14 protein-coding genes are annotated in these 18,033 nt (G+C 67.3%); 5 read left to right on the forward strand and 9 right to left on the reverse strand.

All coding sequences use genetic code 11. The features are described 5' to 3' along the window. Positions 1–81: 81 nt before the first annotated feature. Both PKA89_RS05030 and PKA89_RS05035 read right to left on the reverse strand, forming a co-directional pair. Complete coding sequence (locus PKA89_RS05030) at positions 82–996, reverse strand: rhomboid family intramembrane serine protease (protein ID WP_324417191.1); 915 nt, start codon at positions 994–996, stop codon at positions 82–84. A gap of 35 nt (positions 997–1,031) precedes the next feature. Further along, positions 1,032–1,550 carry a peptidylprolyl isomerase gene (locus PKA89_RS05035; RefSeq protein WP_324417193.1) on the reverse strand — a complete coding sequence of 173 codons (519 nt, stop codon included), beginning with the start codon at positions 1,548–1,550 and terminating at the stop codon, positions 1,032–1,034. 133 nt (positions 1,551–1,683) lie between these two features. On the opposite strand from PKA89_RS05035, the gene PKA89_RS05040 reads away from it, so the two are divergent. Beyond that, positions 1,684–2,736 carry a hypothetical protein gene (locus tag PKA89_RS05040; protein WP_324417195.1) on the forward strand — a complete coding sequence of 351 codons (1,053 nt, stop codon included), beginning with the start codon at positions 1,684–1,686 and terminating at the stop codon, positions 2,734–2,736. Positions 2,737–2,812: 76 nt separating this feature from the next. Here the strand turns inward: PKA89_RS05040 and PKA89_RS05045 are convergent, their stop codons facing one another. Both PKA89_RS05045 and PKA89_RS05050 read right to left on the reverse strand, forming a co-directional pair. Continuing rightward, positions 2,813–3,289: a GNAT family N-acetyltransferase gene (locus PKA89_RS05045; RefSeq protein ID WP_324417197.1), complete on the reverse strand. Its 477-nt coding sequence runs from the start codon at positions 3,287–3,289 to the stop codon at positions 2,813–2,815. 448 nt (positions 3,290–3,737) lie between these two features. Then, positions 3,738–5,273: a von Willebrand factor type A domain-containing protein gene (locus PKA89_RS05050; RefSeq protein WP_324417198.1), complete on the reverse strand. Its 1,536-nt coding sequence runs from the start codon at positions 5,271–5,273 to the stop codon at positions 3,738–3,740. Between the two features lie 383 nt (positions 5,274–5,656). Here PKA89_RS05050 and PKA89_RS05055 point away from each other — a divergent pair, with 383 nt between their 5' ends. Beyond that, positions 5,657–6,220: a hypothetical protein gene (locus PKA89_RS05055; RefSeq protein ID WP_324417200.1), complete on the forward strand. Its 564-nt coding sequence runs from the start codon at positions 5,657–5,659 to the stop codon at positions 6,218–6,220. 179 nt (positions 6,221–6,399) lie between these two features. Here PKA89_RS05055 and PKA89_RS05060 read toward each other — a convergent pair whose 3' ends face one another. Further along, entirely contained in the window at positions 6,400–6,837 is a 438-nt protein-coding gene (locus PKA89_RS05060) for a ribonuclease H (protein ID WP_324417202.1), read from the reverse strand. Positions 6,838–7,288: 451 nt separating this feature from the next. On the opposite strand from PKA89_RS05060, the gene PKA89_RS05065 reads away from it, so the two are divergent. Beyond that, complete coding sequence (locus PKA89_RS05065; protein WP_324417204.1) at positions 7,289–8,218, forward strand: hypothetical protein; 930 nt, start codon at positions 7,289–7,291, stop codon at positions 8,216–8,218. 65 nt (positions 8,219–8,283) lie between these two features. Here PKA89_RS05065 and PKA89_RS05070 read toward each other — a convergent pair whose 3' ends face one another. Then, complete coding sequence (locus tag PKA89_RS05070) at positions 8,284–8,739, reverse strand: hypothetical protein (RefSeq protein WP_324417206.1); 456 nt, start codon at positions 8,737–8,739, stop codon at positions 8,284–8,286. A 223-nt stretch (positions 8,740–8,962) separates the two neighbouring features. On the opposite strand from PKA89_RS05070, the gene PKA89_RS05075 reads away from it, so the two are divergent. Then, positions 8,963–9,697, forward strand: a complete 735-nt coding sequence (locus PKA89_RS05075; RefSeq protein ID WP_324417208.1) for a hypothetical protein — start codon at positions 8,963–8,965, stop codon at positions 9,695–9,697. Positions 9,698–9,759: 62 nt separating this feature from the next. Here the strand turns inward: PKA89_RS05075 and PKA89_RS05080 are convergent, their stop codons facing one another. Further along, positions 9,760–10,656 carry a hypothetical protein gene (locus PKA89_RS05080; protein ID WP_324417209.1) on the reverse strand — a complete coding sequence of 299 codons (897 nt, stop codon included), beginning with the start codon at positions 10,654–10,656 and terminating at the stop codon, positions 9,760–9,762. 328 nt (positions 10,657–10,984) lie between these two features. Between PKA89_RS05080 and PKA89_RS05085 the strand changes: the two genes are divergently transcribed. Then, positions 10,985–11,584, forward strand: coding sequence for a nuclease-related domain-containing protein (locus PKA89_RS05085; RefSeq protein WP_324417212.1), 600 nt, complete (start codon positions 10,985–10,987; stop codon positions 11,582–11,584). Positions 11,585–13,339: 1,755 nt separating this feature from the next. Here the strand turns inward: PKA89_RS05085 and PKA89_RS05090 are convergent. Together PKA89_RS05090 and PKA89_RS05095 are read right to left on the reverse strand one after the other, a co-directional pair. Continuing rightward, positions 13,340–14,263, reverse strand: a complete 924-nt coding sequence (locus PKA89_RS05090; protein WP_324417214.1) for a hypothetical protein — start codon at positions 14,261–14,263, stop codon at positions 13,340–13,342. A 379-nt stretch (positions 14,264–14,642) separates the two neighbouring features. Then, positions 14,643–17,726 (reverse strand): N-6 DNA methylase, encoded by a 3,084-nt coding sequence (locus PKA89_RS05095; RefSeq protein WP_324417216.1) that lies wholly within the window; start codon positions 17,724–17,726, stop codon positions 14,643–14,645. Positions 17,727–18,033 lie beyond the last annotated feature (307 nt).

Raw genomic sequence — 18,033 nt, forward strand, 5'->3', positions numbered from 1 at the left:
CTGGGGACGAATGACACCGGTGTAATCCACAGGGGGACGGCCTGTGGACGGGCGGGCGAGCGGCCAGACGGCCTCTCGGCCCTACAGCGCGTACTTCGCGACGGTGGCCACGACGAGGACGGCGAGGATGCCGGCCATCGCGGCCCAGTGCACGCGGCGGTCCGGGGGCTGCAGCGGGTCGCGGCGGCGGCCGAGGTAGCCGATGGCCGCGGCCGCGGCGGCGCCGGTGATCATCCCGCCGAGGTGGGCCTGCCAGGCGATGCCGGGGATGACGAAGCCGAGGACGGCGTTGATGCCGATGACGACGTACATCCCCGCGGCCGAGCGCCCGAGTCGGCGCTGGAGCACGAGGAACGCGCCGAAGAGGCCGAAGACCGCGCCGGAGGCGCCGACGGCCGCGGTGTACCAGGAGCCGCCGTCGCCGACGGCGAGCATCTGGATGGTCGGCCGGGTCGCGAGGAGGAGGAAGAGGACGGACCCGCCGAGGGCGCTGAGCAGGTAGACGGCGAGGAACCGGGCACGGCCGAGCAGCGGCTCGAGGTACTGGCCCATCACCCACAGGGCGTACATGTTGAACCCGATGTGCAGCAGCATGCCGGTGCTGTGCGCGAAGGCCGAGGTGAGGAAGCGCCACGGCTCGCTCTCGGCGTAGGCCGGCACGAAGGCAATGCGCGAGGTGAGGCCGGGGACGACGAGCTGGAGGACGAAGACCGCGACGCAGATGCCGATGATCCAGTAGGTGACCATCGGGCGGCCGTCGGTGGCCGAGCCGCCGAACACGGTGCGGCCCTGCCGGACGGTGCGCGAGCCCTCACGCACGCAGTCGACGCACTGGATGCCGACGGCGGCGGGGCGCTGGCACTCCGGGCACGCGGGCCGGCCGCAGCGCTGGCAGCGCACGTACGACTCGCGGTCCGGGTGCCGCGGGCAGGTCGGGACCTGCTCCGCGGCATCCGGGGCGCCCACGGGCGGGGGGATCGGCGGTTGCTCGCTCACGTCGGTCCTCCGGGGATGCGCGGTGGCGCCGGCTCTTACTGCTCGATCTCGACGCGCTCGATGACGACGTCCTCGACCGGGCGGTCCTGCGCACCGGTGCGGACGTTCGCGAGCGCGTCGACGACCTCGCGGCTGGCGCCGTCGGCGACCTCGCCGAAGATCGTGTGCTTGCCGTTGAGCCACGTGGTCGGCGCGACGGTGATGAAGAACTGCGAGCCGTTGGTGCCCTTGCCCATCTGCTTGCCGGCGTTGGCCATCGCGAGGAGGTAGGGGCGGTCGAACTGCTTGTCCGGGTGGATCTCGTCGTCGAACGTGTAGCCCGGGCCACCCATGCCGCGTCCGAGCGGGCAGCCGCCCTGGATCATGAAGCCGGGGATGATGCGGTGGAAGACGAGGCCGTCGTAGAACGGCGTCGGGTTGGTGCGGCCGGCGTCGTCCGTGTACTCCTGCTCGCCCGTGGCGAGGCCGACGAAGTTCTTGACCGTCTTGGGCGCCTCGTTGGGGAAGAGCTCGACGACGATCGGGCCGTGGTTCGTGTGCAGGGTTGCCTTCATGCGTCGATCCTCTCACGCGCGGACGGGCGGCCACGGTGGGGCGCATCACCCGCATCGGGAGGTCCCTGATGTGCCCCGATCAGGCCGAACAGGGCAGGATGGGGGACAAGACGTCCAGCACCGAGGAGGACTCGTGTTCCGCAGCAAGAGCAGGACCGACCAGGCCGTCGAGGCCGTCACGGAGGCCGCCGACCGCGTCAGCGGCGCCTCCCGCGACGCCGCCGAGCGGGCCGCCGACCAGGCGCACGACCTGCGCAAGAGGACCAGGTCCGAGATCAAGGACCTCCGCAAGGCGTACGAGGCCGACGCGAAGCAGCTCCGCAAGAAGGGCAAGAAGGCCCGCAAGGAGGCGCTCGCCCAGTACGACTCGGCGCGTCACGTCGCCCACGACGCCCGCGACCGGGCGCACGACTACGCCGGGTCCGCGCGCGACTACGCCGACCAGGTGGCGCCGAAGGTCCGCGAGGGCCGCGAGCGCGCCCAGGACGCCGCCGAGACCGCGCGCGAGAAGGCCGAGGAGGCCCTCGAGGCGCTGGCCCCGCGGATGGAGCAGGCCAAGGAGACCTTCCAGGACGACGTGCTGCCCAAGGTGATGGCCGCGCTGACCGCCATCGCCGCCGGTGCGGCCACGGCGCGCGAGCAGGCCGCCGAGGCGGCCGAGCGCGCCCCCGACGCCTACGCCGTCCTCAAGGGCGACGCCACCGCGCACAAGAAGCGGGGCAAGGGCCGCTGGGTCCTCCTCCTCGGCGCGGTCGCCGCCGGTGCCGCCGTCATGGCCTACCGCAAGAGCACCGAGCGCCCCGACCCGTGGGCCAGCGCCGGCTCGTACACGCCGCCGGCGTCGGCGTCCGCCTCGACGACGGCCTCCGAGAAGGTCGACGCCGTCAAGGACACCGCCAAGGAGAAGGCCGGCGAGGTCCGCGAGAAGCTCGCCGAGTCGGGCAGCGCCGCGGCGGCCAAGGCCACCGACCTCAAGAAGAAGGCGGCCGAGAAGGCCGGCGAGGCCAAGGACGCCGCCGCCAGCAAGGTCGAGGCGGCGTCGGACGCCACCGAGGCCGCGGCCGACGAGGGCGCCGCCACGTGGAACGACGCGAACACCGGTGACGCCGACCTCCCGTCAACGACCGGCACGTCGGAGGGCTCGGACCTCTCGACCCCGAACATCGACGAGGGCTCGAAGGGCTGACGCCCGCCTCGTCGCACGTCGCCGGCGCCGGTCGTCCCCTCGGGGCGGCCGGCGCCGTCGTGTGTCCGGGTGTCGCTCAGGCGAGCTCGAGGAGGACGACGTCGACCTCGCCGCCGCCGCGGGCACGGGCCTCGTCCCGGTCGTGGCCGGTGACGACGAAGCCGCACTTCTCGAGGATGCGGAGGGAGGCGGCGTTGTCGGCCGCGGCGCCGGCGTGCATCGGGCGGGTGGTGTCGAGGGCGAGGAGCTGGCGCAGGGCCTCGGTGGCGATGCCGCGTCCGCCGTGCTCCGGACCGATCCAGTAGGTGACCTCGCGGCCGTCCGGGCCGTCGAAGGAGGCGACCTGGCCGGCGACCACGCCGTCGGCGAGGACGGTGCGGTGGAGGATGCGGGGGTTCGCCCGGATCCGGGCCCAGTGGGCGTCGAAGGCGTCCCTCTCGTAGTGGTAGTCGCGGGTCATCCCGGCCTGCCATTGGAGCGCGGGGTCGGCGAGGTGCTGCCAGTAGGCGGGCAGGTCCTCGTCGCGCAGCTCGCGCAGGCGCACCTCGGTCATCGCATCCCTCCCGGGGGTCGGTCGTCGCGTCCGGGGTCACGGTAGGGGCGGGTGCCGACAGGGCGCCGACGGTGCGGCGACATGGGCGACCGGGCGGCGACGGGGGGCCGGGCAGCGACCGGCGCCGGCCGCATCCCGTCGGTGCGGCCGGCGCCGTCGTGTCCGGGTGGCCGGCCCTCTGTTGACCGGCGTCCCCGGGGCGCGCCGGGTCCGGGCGCGCTGGGTCAGGGATGGGTGGCGTCCCGGGACGGTGGAGGGGGATGCGGCCATGCGCAGTCCGCGTGTCCGCGTCATCGGCCCGGGACGTCGGCCCTGTCGACTCCTTCCTCGTGAGGCCCCTGCTGGAGTGACGCGGACGAGACTAGCCGCGGCCCCCGACCGGCGGAATGGCCCGATCGAGCCATTCCTCCGGGCGGCGCTTCACGGCCTCCCGGATGGGTGGTAGGCGTCAGGTGGCGACGCGGTCGACGAGGTCGACCAGCTCCGCCACGTCCCGGTCGCCGTCGAGCCGTTCGGGCAGGTCGGCCGCCTGGCGGCGCAGCTCTGCGGTGCCCCCCGACTCCGACCACGGACCGCCGACGAGGTGGTCGGTGAGCAGCGCGACGACGAGGTCCTGCTGGAGCCGCGCCGAGGCCTGGGCGACGTCCCGCGCGCACTCGGCGTCGGAGAGGGTGCCGGTGCGCTCGACGGCCTCGCCGGAGCCGTCGTGGTAGCGCACGGTGGCGGTGACGAAGGCGCGGTCGCGGTCGGCGTCGCGGGCGGGCCGGCGCAGCTCGACGTCGTAGAGCGCGGTCGTCGTGTGCCCGGCGAAGACCTCGCCGCCGTCGACGCGGTCGTCGCGGAAGTCCTCGTCGGCGACGGCCCGGTTCTCGTAGCCGATGAGCCGGTAGCCGGCCACCCGCGCCGGGTCGAACTCGACCTGGGCCTTGGCGTCCTTGGCCGCGACGACCAGCGAGCCGGTGAGGCCGGTGGCGAAGACCCGCACGGCCTCGTCGGCGGTGTCGACGTAGACGTGCCAGCCGTCCCCCGTGTCCGCGAGCTGCTCGAGCAGCCGGTCGTTGTAGTCCTGCATGCCGACGCCGACGGAGACGAGGTTGACGCCGCTGCGGGCCTCCCGGCCGATCCGGTCGAGGATGCCGCCGGGGCTCGTGCTGCCGACGTTGGCGACGCCGTCGCTCACGAGGACGACGCGGGTCATCCGGTGCTCGCCGCGGGCCTCGTCGTGCATCCTCGCCGCTGTGTCGTAGCCGAGGGTCAGGCCGGCCTCGGCGTTGGTCGAGCCGCCGGGCTCGAGCTCGGCGATGCCGTCGAGGACGGCGTTGCGGTCGCGCACCGGCGTCGGCTCGAGGATGAGGTCGGCCTCGTCGTCGTAGCGGACGATGGCGACGCGGTCGGTCGTGCGCAGCGACGTGGCGAGGGTGCGCAGCGCGGTCTTCGTCGTCTCCATCTTGCCGGCCTCGCTCATCGAGCCCGAGGTGTCGACGACGAGGACGACGTCGGCGTCCGGGCGGTCCTCGTCGCTCGTCACCGCGCTGCTGATGCCGACCCGCACGAGGCGGTGACTCGGTGCGAAGCGGAGGGTGGCGGCGTCGATGCTCACGCCGAGTCCGTCGCGCGGCGCCTCGTAGTCCTGGCGGAAGTAGTTGACGAATTCCTCGGTGCGGATCTCGCTGGGCGGCAACGTCTCTCCGTTGCGGACGGCATCGCGGAAGCGGGTGTAGGAGCCGGTGTCGATGTCGAGGGCGAAGGTCGAGAGCCCGTCCTCGCGGGGGTCGGTCATGCGGTTGCGGCGGGTGGTGTCGTCGCCGGTGTCGGAGGGGGAGCGGTAGGTGTTGCCGCCGTCGGACCGGGCGGCACCGTTGGGCCCCGGAGCGTACTCACTTGTGCTGGAACCCGATCCGGAGCCGCAGCCAGTGAGGGCCAGGGCGATGGCGAGGGCGGCAGCGCTGGTGCCGGCGAGGCGGCGGCGGGTGCTGGTGGTCATCGGGGTCCCCCTCGGGTCGGCGTCGGTGCTCCGGTTGGGACGGACGCTAGGGGGTGTGGGTTGCCAGCCGCCCGCGTCGTTGCCGGACCGTGACCGCACCGACGCCGACCCGTTGTCGCCGTGACCGTGCCGTGCTGTCGCCGTGACCCCACCGTTGTGCGGCGGGCCGATTCGTGACCTGCGTGGGTCGGTGCGGGCGTCCGTGCGCCGGTCACCTGGGGACCTTGGTCCGTCCGGGGTCGGGCAGGGTGCGGACTGCGGCGAATCCGACCCTCGCCACCGCGGGTGCGGCAGGAGTAGGGTGCGAGCCGCGCACCCCAGCCGCGTCACCGACTCCGGGCGCATCGATCCGTTCGTCGGTCCGCGTGTCGGCAGGGAGCCACATGGTCCGTATCGCTGCTCTGGCCCTCGTCGGGCTCGCCGCCCTCTGGGTCGTCGGGGTGTCCCTCGGGATCGCGGCCGACGACCCGACCCGGACCGAGCTCGTCGTCGTCCTCGTCCAGGCGGTGGCGGCGCTCCTCCTTCAGGCCTACGCCCTCCGTCAGCTCGCTACCGGGTGGTCGTCGATGTCCGGCGCCCGCCGGCTGGGCATCACCCTGCTCGGTGTCGTCGTGGCTCCAGTCGTGCTGGCGCTCGGCATCGTGGGCGCGGTGGTGGCGGTGATCGGCTACGGCCTCCTCGCCGTCGCGCGCCGGGCGGGGCAGGGCGGCGGAGGGGCGCGCCCTGGCTCCGGATCGGCCGAGATGGATCGCTCCCGCACCGGGTACGACCCGCCGCTCGTCGTCGGCCGTCATCCGGCACCGCCGCCTGAGCCGCGCCCGTGCAGCATGTGCCATGGCCGCCGAGCGATCCAGGAGTACCGCCCGAACCCCTTCCCGAACGAGGGCCAGAGCCTGCAGATGGTCGCCTGCCCGAAGTGTGGAGGGCGCGGGGTCGACCCCTTCTGAGGCCTGGGAACTGACCCCCTGCTTGCAAATTCCACAGATGGGCCTTCAGCCGGGTCGGCTGAGCACGAAATTCCCCTCCGACGGGCGGTCTCAGGCCCTTCCGTACCCCCCTACTGCAGTACTTCTCTGGGGTACGTGTGCGACTGCAACACGGCAGGGGGTCAGTCGGCGAACGGTGCTCAGCCGGTGTGGAGGCTAGCCTCAACGGCCAGCCGGTCGACCAAGTCGTTCATCTCATGGCCCGAGTGTCCTTTGACCCACTGGAAGGTCACGTTGCCCCGCTGATTGACCGCATGCACGAGCGGTTCCCAGAGGTCGCGATTGGCGACCGGCTTCTTCTGCGAGTTGAGCCAGTCGCGCTTCAGCCACCCCGTCCACCAGCTGTCACGGAAGCAGTTGACCACGTATGTCGAGTCGCTGACGACCACCAAGGGGCCATCGAGTGCGGTAACGGCCTCCAGTGCCGCCCGGATCTCCATCCGCTGGTTCGTGCTGGGTACCTCAGAACCGGAAGCCCAGGTGTCGCGGTCGATCGCCCAGGCCCAGCCTCCCGGCCCGGGGTTACCCGAGCAGGCGCCATCGGTGAAGACCGACACCGCGCCGTCGGGGACGGCCATGCGCGCCCTTGGAGCGTTGTGCCTGCGCCTGGCTGTTCGGCCGGGGGCTCGGGTCGGGGGCCTGTCCTCGGCCAGCGCCGCCGCGACCACCTCGATGCTGGGATGGCAGGTTGCGTGCACCCACGCGCTCGAGTCCTCTCCCAGGCTCGCGATGCTGTCCCCTCGCCGGATCGGCTCTGGACAGATAGCGCAACGCCCCGCGTACTTGGCCTTCACAGATCTCCTCCTTCGTGCACCGCACCCGGTGGATGACACGCATACGCGTACGCGCTCGCCGCCGACGGCCCGCCTCCCGACACCCAACTCACAGTAGTGACGGCTGCCGACGGCCGAGCTGACCAGCGCGGTGGCAGCGATTGCCAGGCGACGGGTCTCGCTGCCCGCTGAGCGGGTCGGAGGTGCTTCGGTGAGTACCGGATTGACCGGGCGGGTCTTCTGGGACGGTGGCTGAATGAAGGATTACGGACGATTCCCCTTCGGCCGCCCCAACACCGTGCGGCCAGCGACGCTGCCCGGACGGGGCTCGGCGCGGGCCTTGATTGTCGGGGTGTACCCGAGCGCCTGGCATGTCGCGTGGCAGGCGCCCGCGTACTCGATCTCCCCGAGCCGTCGAGGGGCGGTGTCGGCACTGGCTGTCGATGTCGAGCCCACCGTGTTCTGGGACGGCGACCCCGCCGGCTTCCCGGAGATGCTCGCGGACTGGAAGGCGAAGACAGGGTTCGTCGATGGGGACGACCCCGGGTGCCACGGCTGGGTCAGCAGCAGCTCACCGCCGGCCAACGGGTCCTCCGGGACCAAGGTGCAGAAGCAGTACCTGGACCCGCTGGGTGTCGCTGCCGCCGAGGCAGCCTTCACTGACGTGTACCCAGTGTTTATGACCAAGAGCAGCAGCGCAGGTTCTCGCGGCCGACGCGAGCAAGGAAACGCCATCAGGGACGAGTACGACGCCATCGCCGATGAGCTGGGCGTGCCGCCATCCTCCCTGCCCATACGTCCCACGATCAGGCAGCTGGTGACGGAGTCGCTGGGCCGCTTCCAGGACCATCTCCTCCAGGCCCTCGAGGCGGCCGACGCGCCGCTGGTGATCACCCTGGGTGACGAATCGTTCCAAGTGCTCAGCCGAATCCCCGCGCTGACCCCCGAGCCACCTACCGAGACGATCGCGGACCTGTACGGGGCCCGCTACGGGGAGCGTGGGTACGTGACCGTCAACGGTCGTCGTGTGGAGTGGCTGCCCCTGGTGCACCCCGGCCTGCTCAAGGGAAACGTGGAGCAGGTCGAGGTCAACCCGGCGAGGCGAACCGGGCCAGGGTGGAACGGGCTCCACCACGAGTGGGCAACCCGTGTGGCAAGCGAACTGGACAATCGGCCATGGTCATGACGCGGCGATGTGACGCGCCTTCACCTTGGCCCTGGTTGGGCACTCTCCGACGGTCGCCCCACGGCTCAAGCAGAGGTGAACAGGGTCCGGTAGCGATCGCCATCAGGATGGGTGTGCGCCCGCCACCCAAGCGAGCGCCAGAAGAGGTCCGATGTCTCATCCAGAGACATAGCAATGACGGGCTGACCGTACGTCCGGCCGATTGCCACTACCGCCTGCCGACCGTAACGATTGCCCGACCGACGGAGATCGGGACGGATTTCGATGAGGTCAATCTCCGTGGCACCAGCCTGAGGGCAGGACCAGGTCGTGTAGCCGGCGTACGCCCGCGACCCCGGGAGGATCTTGGCCCGGCCAATCTCTTCACCCTCGTCCAAGAAACGACAGTAGGAGACCGGGCTCTTCGCACTCCCACTGGCCCACCAGGTCGGATTGAACCTGGTGTCCTTCTCGAAGTGGGCAAACACGTGCTCGCGCCGAGGGGAGAGACTCTCAGAAACAACTTCCAGAACAAGCGCCATGCGACGAATGCTTGCACAGCGCAACCTGGCACCGGTCGTCCGCGGCGACAGGACGCACGTTCTAGCGGTGTTGTCGTGATCGGCACCGGCGCGAACACCGATTCGACTGGCGCACAGCGTGAGCCCAGGAATCCCTTACTCCAGCACAGCTCCATCCTCGGAAGGGTGGCGGGGTGGCCACTGGTTTGTGCGGTGTGTCCTCGCCCCTCACTACGGTGGAGGGATGACATCGAGAGCGCAGGTGGTGGTGTGGGCACGAGCTCAGGCCGACGAGTTGCAGTCTGATATGGAGTTCGAGCCGTCAGACGGGATGTACGGGGGCTTCTGGAGAGTCACTGAGCTGCCTAAGAAGGGCCTGGTGATGGCTCGCGCAGCATCGGGTCTTGAGTTCCTTCGTCAGCACGCTGGAGACGACTCCGAGTGGTTTCGGCGGGGAAAGATTGCCTACGAGTCCAACGGTGACCGCGCCTCAATGGAGAGTGGCGTTCATGCCCTTGGCGAGATCCTTCGGCTTTGGGCTGCGCAGGTGGAGAGCGGGATGACCCGACTGCCCGCAGAGGTTGGCGAGGGCGTCCGCACCATCGCGAGCACAGACATCATGGAGCAGGTCCGCCTCCTGAACGAGGACCGAAGCGTCCATGTTGCGGCCCCCATCGTCCTTGCGGGAGCGGCCCTCGAAACAGCCCTGAGGGGAGCTGTTGATCAACTCGCCTTGCCGCTCGCTGCCGGGGCTCCCGGAATCGGGGCCTACGGCAGGGCTCTTCGGACCGCTGGGATCCTGAGCAAACAGGACACGAAAGACATTGAGCAGATGGCTGGGTTGCGGAACGCGGCAGCGCACGGGAAATTCGACACCCTCAGCGCGGAGCGCGCTGGCTTGATGGAGCAGCAGGTCAACATCTTCTTGGGACGTCTGGGTGAGTTGCTTGACGCGGGAGCACACCCCCCACGTCTATGACGTGGGGGGTGTGCTGCAGTTGCTGCCGGCGCCAGAGAAGCGCCGTCGGGGATCCGCGCGGGTTAGTCTGTGACGGTCCCGAGAAGCTGCGCGAGCCCCTGGGAAATGAGATGTCCTGCCTCGGAAGCACCCGCCAGGACTAACGCTTGGAAGATCCGTTTCTTCAAGCTTCCCGGTGTTGCGCCCTCGCTGGCCGCCTCCTTCTGGATTGCCTCGACTGCGGTGCGTAGATCCGCCGCGTCGACGCCGGCTTCGTCGAGTGTCCGCAGGAGGCCGCCGACCAACCCAAGGACCTGGGCGCGCTGCGCCACGCTGAGGTTCACCGTCAGCGTGTTGTCGTGACCCCCGGTCTGGATCCCACCGATCGTGTTCCCGTCGCCGATGTGGGTGGTGTTGCTGTTGTCGTACGTAGTGGAGCCTCCGCGCTTGAGGAAGTCGACGATCAGGCCGCTGTGGTGGAGTGCGTAGCCACCCTCGTAGGTCATGGTGGGGCCTTGCAGCCCCGCCATTGACTGGAACCCCTGAATGAGGCCGTGATCCAGCAGAAACTGGGCGGCGTGTTTGATCTCCTCGACCGTGAACGCGGTACCAAACGCAGTCGCGGTCGGTTGCCCGTGGAAATCGACCGGCCGGCCCGGCTCGACCCCGTCAGCCAACCACTGAAGGAACGCTCGCTGGACTGCATCGCGCCGGTCAGGACCGCTGGCACGTGAACGCACAACACTCTCAGCCACGTGTGTTCCTCGAAGGTTTAGGCAAAGCGACTCGTTGTCGGACTCCTCGCCGATCACACCGAGTCGGTCCAGATGACGCTGCACCTCGACTGCTTGGTGCTCTCGAACCCCGAGAGCCGCCGCGAAGTCCGTGTGGGACGACTCCCCGCCCGCCTCATATAGAAACAGCAGACCGTCCTCACTCGTCGTCCCACGGATCTCAGTCCGAATGGCGTCGAAGTGCATTGGTCCCCTGTCGCAGAAGTGGTCCTCGATTGTCCGAAAACAAGACCATACCCACGGCCTCCGACACCTCAAGAATCGACCTACCCACAGGGCGACACATCGACGCCCCGCCGATCTACCGGCACGCGCGCCCGACTCTGGAGGGCGAGTCGCCGTGCGTCCGCACGTCCGCGGCCTGATCGGGACGCGGCGAACTGCAGCGGCACGATGCGGCGCGGCTAAGGGCAAGCTAACGCCAACTGCAGCCTCCGAAGTAGGTTGGTACCCGTGTTTGGCGCGAAGCCAAGCGTTGGGCAGGCTAGCGTCTGGTCATGGACAGGCGTCTGCAGTGAAGGAAGACGTCCTCGAACAGGTTGTTGAGGACTATCTCCAGCTCAAGGGCTACTTCACCCAGCACAATCTGCGATTCAAGCCGAATCCGAGCCATCCTGATTTCGTCGGCCGAGACGATGCCGTCTCAAGTGACGTCGACGTCGTTGGCTACAACCCGACGCTCATCGGCGCCGAGAGGGTATGGGTCGTGTCCTGCAAAGCGTGGCAGTCGGGCTTCGACGCTCGCGCGAAGCTGCTAGAGATGCGGGGCGAGAAGAAGAACCCCAAGCGCGAAACCTGGAAGCACTTCCGTGAATTGTGGAATCCCAAGTGGTCAGACAGCTTCAGATCAAAGGTCGAGCAAGTAACCGGGCAACGCGCCTTCGTGTACTCGCTCGCCGTCACCAAGCTGAACGGTTCATGGTCTCGGGAGGAAGCGATCGAGCACTGGAGTGCGGACCCCGTGATCGCTGGTCACCTAGAGGGCTGCTCCTTCTCTTTCTTGACCATGCGCCAGATGTGGTCGGAACTCCAGTTGCAGTTGACAACCACGCCTGCGCCAAGCGACATAGGACGGCTCGCCCAGCTATTGAAGGCGGCTGAGATCGAGGCATAGATCGAAGAGTCATGCACCCGTGGCGAGCCAAGATGCGGCGCAGGGGCGTGCCTCACCGCATCGAGCCATCTGTTCGACGGCTTCGGCCAATCTCGCTCTTCAAGCGGTAGGGAAGTGCCAGGTAGAGTCTTCGGCTGTGTGCACCCTCGGGTGCGTGAATCCTTGCTCCTCCATACCCCGCAGCACGAAGCTCAGTACGTCCTTGGGCGAGACTTGGTGTGCCGAGACCGTTTCCGATGCCCCTCCTTGGGGCATCGTCACGGCGTCGACTGTGGCGGGCAAACCCAGGTCATCCCGCCAGTGCCGGAGCACGGCCTGCTCGAAGTTGTAGGCGTCGTCGCCTGTGGGCATGTCGATAGACCAGACATGCTTCCATCCGCGCCCTTCGTGAGTTCGGATGCGGTGCCCCTCCAATGCAGCCATGCCGACTTTTAAGGCGTCCTTCGTGCGGACTAGATAGAGGGTTGCAGGGCCTGCGAACGGAAACGCGCTATTGCAGTATCGGCAGATGCCACGCCCCTGGCGCACGTTGGACAACGTCGGAGTGACAATGCGGCCGCACTCGTGTCGCGCAGCCCAGGGCCGGCTGCTTCCCGCATATGGCTCGACGGGGGTCAGGCCAGCTGCGCAAAAGGCGGCCACCGCTTGCTCCTGAGGCATGCGCAGCCGGATCGATGCCGCCTCCTGGGCGCACGCGGTGCAGCCACCTTGGCCGCGCTTGATGTTGGTGAGGGAGGGGGAGACGCGTCTGCCGCATGCCAGGTGGACGCACTCCCACGGGGCGTCTACGCCCGGAAACGGAGTGGCTGGCTCAAGGCCCCTCTCCCGCATGAACTCTCCAGCGACCTCATCGTCTAGGCGCTGGGCGCGGTGAGCGGCCTCCTGGCCGCACTCGCGGCATGGCCCTTGCCCGTGGGCGACGTTGCCAAGGCGGGGACGGACCGTCCTGCCGCAGAGGATATGCCGGGAACGCCACGGTTGCGTCGACGAGCCGGGGTACGGCTCCAGCGGCGAAAGCCCGATGCTCTCGAAGAACGCCACCGCCTCGTCCGGAGTCCAGGAGCGCCAGCCTCGGGCGGCAAGACCGCAAGGTCGGCACCCGCTTCCGCCGCTGCGGATAGCGCTGAGCGTGGGCTTTCGTTGCTGCCCGCACGCCATGTGCCGGCTGAGCCATGGCTTACCCGAGCCGGGGTAGGCAACCAAAGGCTCGAAGCCCGCGGCGAGCATTGCGCTCGTGGCGGCTTCCGCATGCCGAGCGCGTCGCGCGGCTCCACGCTTCCAAGCGCCACACTGACGGCAGGCCGTACCCCGTCGTCGCACGTTCGACAGAAGCGGAGCAATCTCGGCACCGCAAGCCTCATGCAGCGACAGCCAAGGTTTGTGGACACCAGGAAACGGTGTTAGGGGACGGACACCGGCGCGGAACATGATGCGCTCAGCCTCCATGGGGTCGAAGCGCCGACGCCGTCCGGACGGCTCAGTGGTTAAGTCACTACTAAATGGCGCCATTACGTTGCTCCCGTCGAGTACCGAGGTGTTCAGCGCAGCCCATCACCCAGCACCGACACCCGAAGCGTTCAGAGGGGGTGCGACTCAATGCGGTCACGCGCGCGCCCGTCGGTTCCCGCCGCCATTCGGGCGCGGCGACGCACGCTAAGGAGCTCGTTGCGCCGGGCCGACACGACGCGTCGGCATCGTGTCGGTACTGGCGTTTTCGCGGACTCACGCGATTCGGCGCCCGCAAGGATCGGGGAATCAAAACAGGAGGCCGTATGGACGACCCCCGTGCATCGTGAGATCAACGTGGTTGGCTGACGCGCGCCGCCTCGCTTCCAGTCCATGCTCGTTCGTGACAGTTACCTGGAACCGGGGGAGACCGCTTGACCCTTTCCCCGCGCGGTCGAAGATAAGCACGGCGTTGTCGTAGTTCGCGGGCCCGTCTTGACCGGGAACCGGGAGGTTGATCTTATCCATTAGGTTGTTGCCAAAGCGGATGGATCGTGGAACGGATGCGTGCCCCGTGACTTGCAGTTCAACGCTCCCGAACACGTGGTTCTTCGCGACTTGGGACGGAGAGAAGCCGAAGAACACGCGAGTCCCGCGGGGTGTATCCAGCTGATTGCCCACACCCCGTGACTGCAAGTTGACGTAGAGGGTGTCTGTTTGGACCCAGAGTGACTTAGCAGCTGCCAGCTGAACGGCCAACTGCCCACCAACCTCCGACTTATCTGGATCGGCGACGAACCTCTTTGTGGCGGGGGTTCTGTCATCGCTCAAGGGCCCGATGCGCCGTCGCTTACGGAGCGCCCTATAGCTCGGGAGCAACGGGGGCAGCGCGTCCGCGCTTGACCAAGCGTCTTCGAACGACGACAGGAAGTTGGCTGCGTGAGAGAGGCGAAGCTTGTCAGCGGCCGTGAGCCGACCGGTCCAAGACTGCCGCGCCATAATCTCCGAGCCAGTCGCTAAGGCGCTCACCGAAAGGTTCGCCGAACCGACGATCAGCGACGTCGGCGCGGCGAACGGGCTGCATCGAAAGAGATAGCCCTTGGCGTGGAAGGTGTGCGGTGGCATCAGTTGTGTCGAGGCCACTACAAGTTGGCCATTGGGGACCCGAACTTCAAGGTTGGCTTGCCTGGCCAGCAACTCAAGAGCAGCCGGTTCAGTGATGCCGAAGTCCATGCTCACAAGGAAGCGCTTGGTCGCAGAATCCCAACTCGGATGCGCTTGGAGTCTTTCGCACAGCAGCCTGGCACCCCCTCTGCTTGCATAGGCGACCGCGGCGTCGAGGTTGGTCCAGTGATCGCTGGCCTGTGCTGCTTGAAGGATCCCTCCGAGGACCTCCTGAACCCGACCTTGTGTCGCGTCTTGTGCGTGAACTGTCGCCTCGTACGGCGCCATCGGGCCCCCTGATCTGATTTGTGCAGTCCCAGGACTATGGCAGGTGTCCGTCTCGTGGGCCCAGGAATCGCCGACACCCATAGGTACCCATCCCGTCGGCTCGTTGCCGGGACCTAACGGGCGTGGCCACAGGGCTGTACGCCGGGTTGACGGCGGCGGATCAGGACTGCAGCACTGGAAGAACCCGACCAACTGCCGCTTCCAGCCGCCCTGCAAGTCCAGATCGCGCCAGTTCCGATCGGATCATCGACCGGGAGATGGTGAAGCGAGTCACCGCCGTGATATCTACCTGCGCTGCAACCCGTTCGGCGTCGCCTGCCAGCTCGGCAATGAGGGTGTGGTCAGGATCAGTGGCATCGAACGTCGCGAAGGGGACAAAGAAGACGTACTTATCGAAGTGGCGGGCACCCAATAGTCCCCGCGCCTGCAGGGGCCGCACCCGATCGAGAAGGGTGGCACTGTTGAGGATGGCCACCAAGTAGCGAGCTTCCGCAGCGCTCTTGACTGGCGCCCAGTACAACTGGTGGTCGATCACGGCATCGCTGTCTTCAAGACGCGCGGCCGCCAGGGTGTTTCCCGACTTGCTGTACACAACCCGATGAGTCGCAATGGGAAGCTGTGCCGAAAACTGCTTCTGATAGTCGAAGCGTTCAAGCAGAGGGCTCTTCTCGCTGTCCTTTCGTCCACTCTCCCAAGCTCGCTCCACGTTCTCCCACCACCGAGCAAGACCCGGGAGCAGTGCAATGTCGGCTGGATACATGATCCGTTCGGGCATCAGGGGTAGCACGGCGCGACGTGGCTCGAGCGCTCGAAACGGTGCCACGTTCTCGCCGAGGTATACGTCATGTAGTGCCGACTGCTCAACAGGGCCGCTGAGGGATGCGTGGTCTCGCCACGGTGGCTTTTCCTGAGCCGAGCGCGCGGACTCGACCATGATTCGACCCGCCCCTGCCCCAAGTGGGCCGCCAGCCGACTTCTCGTTGACGAAGAGCAGATAGCGCGGCACCAGAATGGCGCCCTGTCTGAACCTGGCGCGGTACGGAGACGCTGCCGCTTCGGGCGCGTTGGTCGTGTCGGCGATTTCTCCTGAGCGCAGGGTGACGGACCTACTTGCAACCTGCCATGGGACATCACCGGATCTGCGAAGTTTCCCTTCCCAGACAACCACGGAACTGGGGAGGGGTTGCGGTCGGCCATCCGGTGCAAGGCTTCCACGGATAACGCAGGCACTCATTGGGAACCCCGTCGTGACCTTGTCCAGGTCCCAGGCCTCGTTGAACGCGACCGTCAGCGAAACCGACTTCGAAGACCACTTACCGGTGCGGAATCCCCTGTGCGGCTGGCGCCCTAGGACGCCATGGGGCATCACGAACGAGAAGCAGCCGGCGCTCCGCAGGTATAGCTCAACGCTACGGGCCACGAAGAGTGTGGAGAGGTCCCGGCCGGTGGCACCCAGGCCGCCGGTGAGCAGATTACGGTCCTTTGCTAGCCCCTTGTAGCGCTCCTGCATGGAGGGCGTCATCTTCCCGTATCGCAACCAAGGCGGGTTGCCCACGAGGACGTCTACGCGGTTGTTGCCCTTGGTTAGCCACAGGGGTCGGATCAGGTTGCGGACGTAGTAGCCCCAGATGTGGTTGCGCCCCGACCGGTGCAGACGGCGCATCGTGTCGTAGGTAACAGTCAACAGGCTTTGGTCAGCCTCGTCGGTGATTCCTCGGCGCCTCAGGATCGGACCCATCACGGTCTTCGGGGCTCTGCTGTCCATGCTTGGATCAACCGCTGCGTCGGCCATTTCGGAAACAAGCTGATCGAAATTGTTTGCATCGTCAAGGACTGACAGTGGAAACTTCAAGTCGTCGCCGAAGAGCGCTCCCCCGCCAGCAACTAGGTCATCGCCGACAGTTGAGACAGTGATGTCGGCTGTGCCGGCAAGCAGGTCAGTGTGCTGTTCCCACTGAATGGAGTCGCCGAGGTACACAGGGACCGTAAGCGGGCCTCTGGTGGAATCTCGGAGACGCTTGTTGCCTATCGCGATTAGATAGCTGACTCGTGCCAAGCTCACCGCTACTGGGTGGATGTCCATGCCGATGACGTGTGACGTTAGGGACGTGATGGCTTCGCCAACGCTCATGCCTGCTGCCTGGGCCGCATCGAGGTGGGTCTGCACCGCGTGCATAAGGAACGTGCCTGAGCCGCACGACGGCTCGAGCAGTCTCTGGTTTAGCGGGTCCGTGTAGAGGTCCTTCACCATCCGCTCCGCCAGCCAGTCCGGGGTGTAGTACTCCCCGAGGCTCTCCCGCACCTGCGGAGAGATGACGGAGGTATAGAGGGACTTGAGGACGTCGTGGCTCATCGCGTTTGACCAATCGAACCTGCTGATCCGGCGCACGAGGTCAGTTACGAATTCAGGACCCCCCTCTGCCTCGAGAACCCAGTCGAAGAAGTCCTCCTCGACGACTCCGTATATTTGGGCGTCGCGGAAGCGGGTCCCACGAGTTATTTCGTGGGCGGTGAGGCCGTCGGTGGCCAAGTCGAAGCCGGCAACACCGTGAGCAATGGCTTCGGCGGTGAGCACCAAGAGAGTGTGGTCGATGAAGAGTTCCGGGCTGTCGTCGAATCCGGATCCAAAGGCCGTGCGCAACAGCTTTGCCCATAGGTCCCGCTTGACCCGGACCTCGGGCTTCTCTCGCGTACGCGTATAAAGCTCGGCAAGGGACGCATGGTCGAGCTGGTGGGCAGGGGAGTCGGCGCCCAGCCTGGCGTGAATCTGGTCAGGGGTGGGGGTGATGTTCGGCACCGTTGCCAACACGGATTCCAGCCAGACCAAAACGTCGTCGGGCTCTGCTCGGCTGGCATCGAGCACCGCCACTTCGACAAGTTCTGCGTCCTTGAGGCGGTGAAGATGCCAGTGAACTCCATCCGTGACGATTCCCACGTAGCGAGAACCGAACGTCTCGGCCTGCTTGGTGACATAGCCGGCGAGTTGCTCCCGTGCTCCCAGCAGGACGTTGCCGATTCGTAGGTCCTTCTTCACCTCGATGCAGCAGTGGCCTACCTCGATGTCCAATCTCCGCTTCGTCCCGTCATTCGTCGGGACCTCCAACCGCGCGACCTCGTCCACGCCGAGGTTCATCACACCCATCGTCAGGAGTCGGTATATGTCAGCCTGCAGCTGGGCCTCTGGCCGAGAGGGGTCACGGCGTCGGATGCGGTCGAGAACCTCGATTACGTCGTTTGTTGCCACGAGCCAAGACCCTATGCGTTGGCACCCACGGTGCTCGCTGGTCGCCTACGCCCTTTGAGGCCGTGTCGCTGCGGATGTCCAGATCGCGATAGGCATCACTGACGGCCGCCCACCATCGGGGATCCCGAGATCGCGGGTCTGTTCAACCGGCAGGCGGGTGCGAGCCTGGGGCCCCGGCGTGGTGGATCGTACGAGCCGGGACATGGTCCAACTCCCACCTGACCTATATGCCCACCAAGCCATCCTCCTCTATCTGGGCTGCTAGAGACTTTCGGCAGGGCCGGTGTCTGGCCAGACTCGGTCCAGG

This window comes from Phycicoccus sp., assembly GCF_035325325.1.
Taxonomy (GTDB): Bacteria; Actinomycetota; Actinomycetes; order Actinomycetales; family Dermatophilaceae; genus Phycicoccus.

Coding starts and splice junctions, on each gene's coding strand:
- PKA89_RS05035 (WP_324417193.1), bottom strand. CDS start 1,550: ATGAAGGCAACCCTGCACACGAACCACGGCCCGATCGTCGTCGAGCTC.
- PKA89_RS05045 (WP_324417197.1), bottom strand. CDS start 3,289: ATGACCGAGGTGCGCCTGCGCGAGCTGCGCGACGAGGACCTGCCCGCC.
- PKA89_RS05050 (WP_324417198.1), bottom strand. CDS start 5,273: ATGACCACCAGCACCCGCCGCCGCCTCGCCGGCACCAGCGCTGCCGCC.
- PKA89_RS05055 (WP_324417200.1), top strand. CDS start 5,657: ATGGTCCGTATCGCTGCTCTGGCCCTCGTCGGGCTCGCCGCCCTCTGG.
- PKA89_RS05060 (WP_324417202.1), bottom strand. CDS start 6,837: ATGGCCGTCCCCGACGGCGCGGTGTCGGTCTTCACCGATGGCGCCTGC.
- PKA89_RS05065 (WP_324417204.1), top strand. CDS start 7,289: ATGAAGGATTACGGACGATTCCCCTTCGGCCGCCCCAACACCGTGCGG.
- PKA89_RS05070 (WP_324417206.1), bottom strand. CDS start 8,739: ATGGCGCTTGTTCTGGAAGTTGTTTCTGAGAGTCTCTCCCCTCGGCGC.
- PKA89_RS05075 (WP_324417208.1), top strand. CDS start 8,963: ATGACATCGAGAGCGCAGGTGGTGGTGTGGGCACGAGCTCAGGCCGAC.
- PKA89_RS05080 (WP_324417209.1), bottom strand. CDS start 10,656: ATGCACTTCGACGCCATTCGGACTGAGATCCGTGGGACGACGAGTGAG.
- PKA89_RS05090 (WP_324417214.1), bottom strand. CDS start 14,263: ATGGACTTCGGCATCACTGAACCGGCTGCTCTTGAGTTGCTGGCCAGG.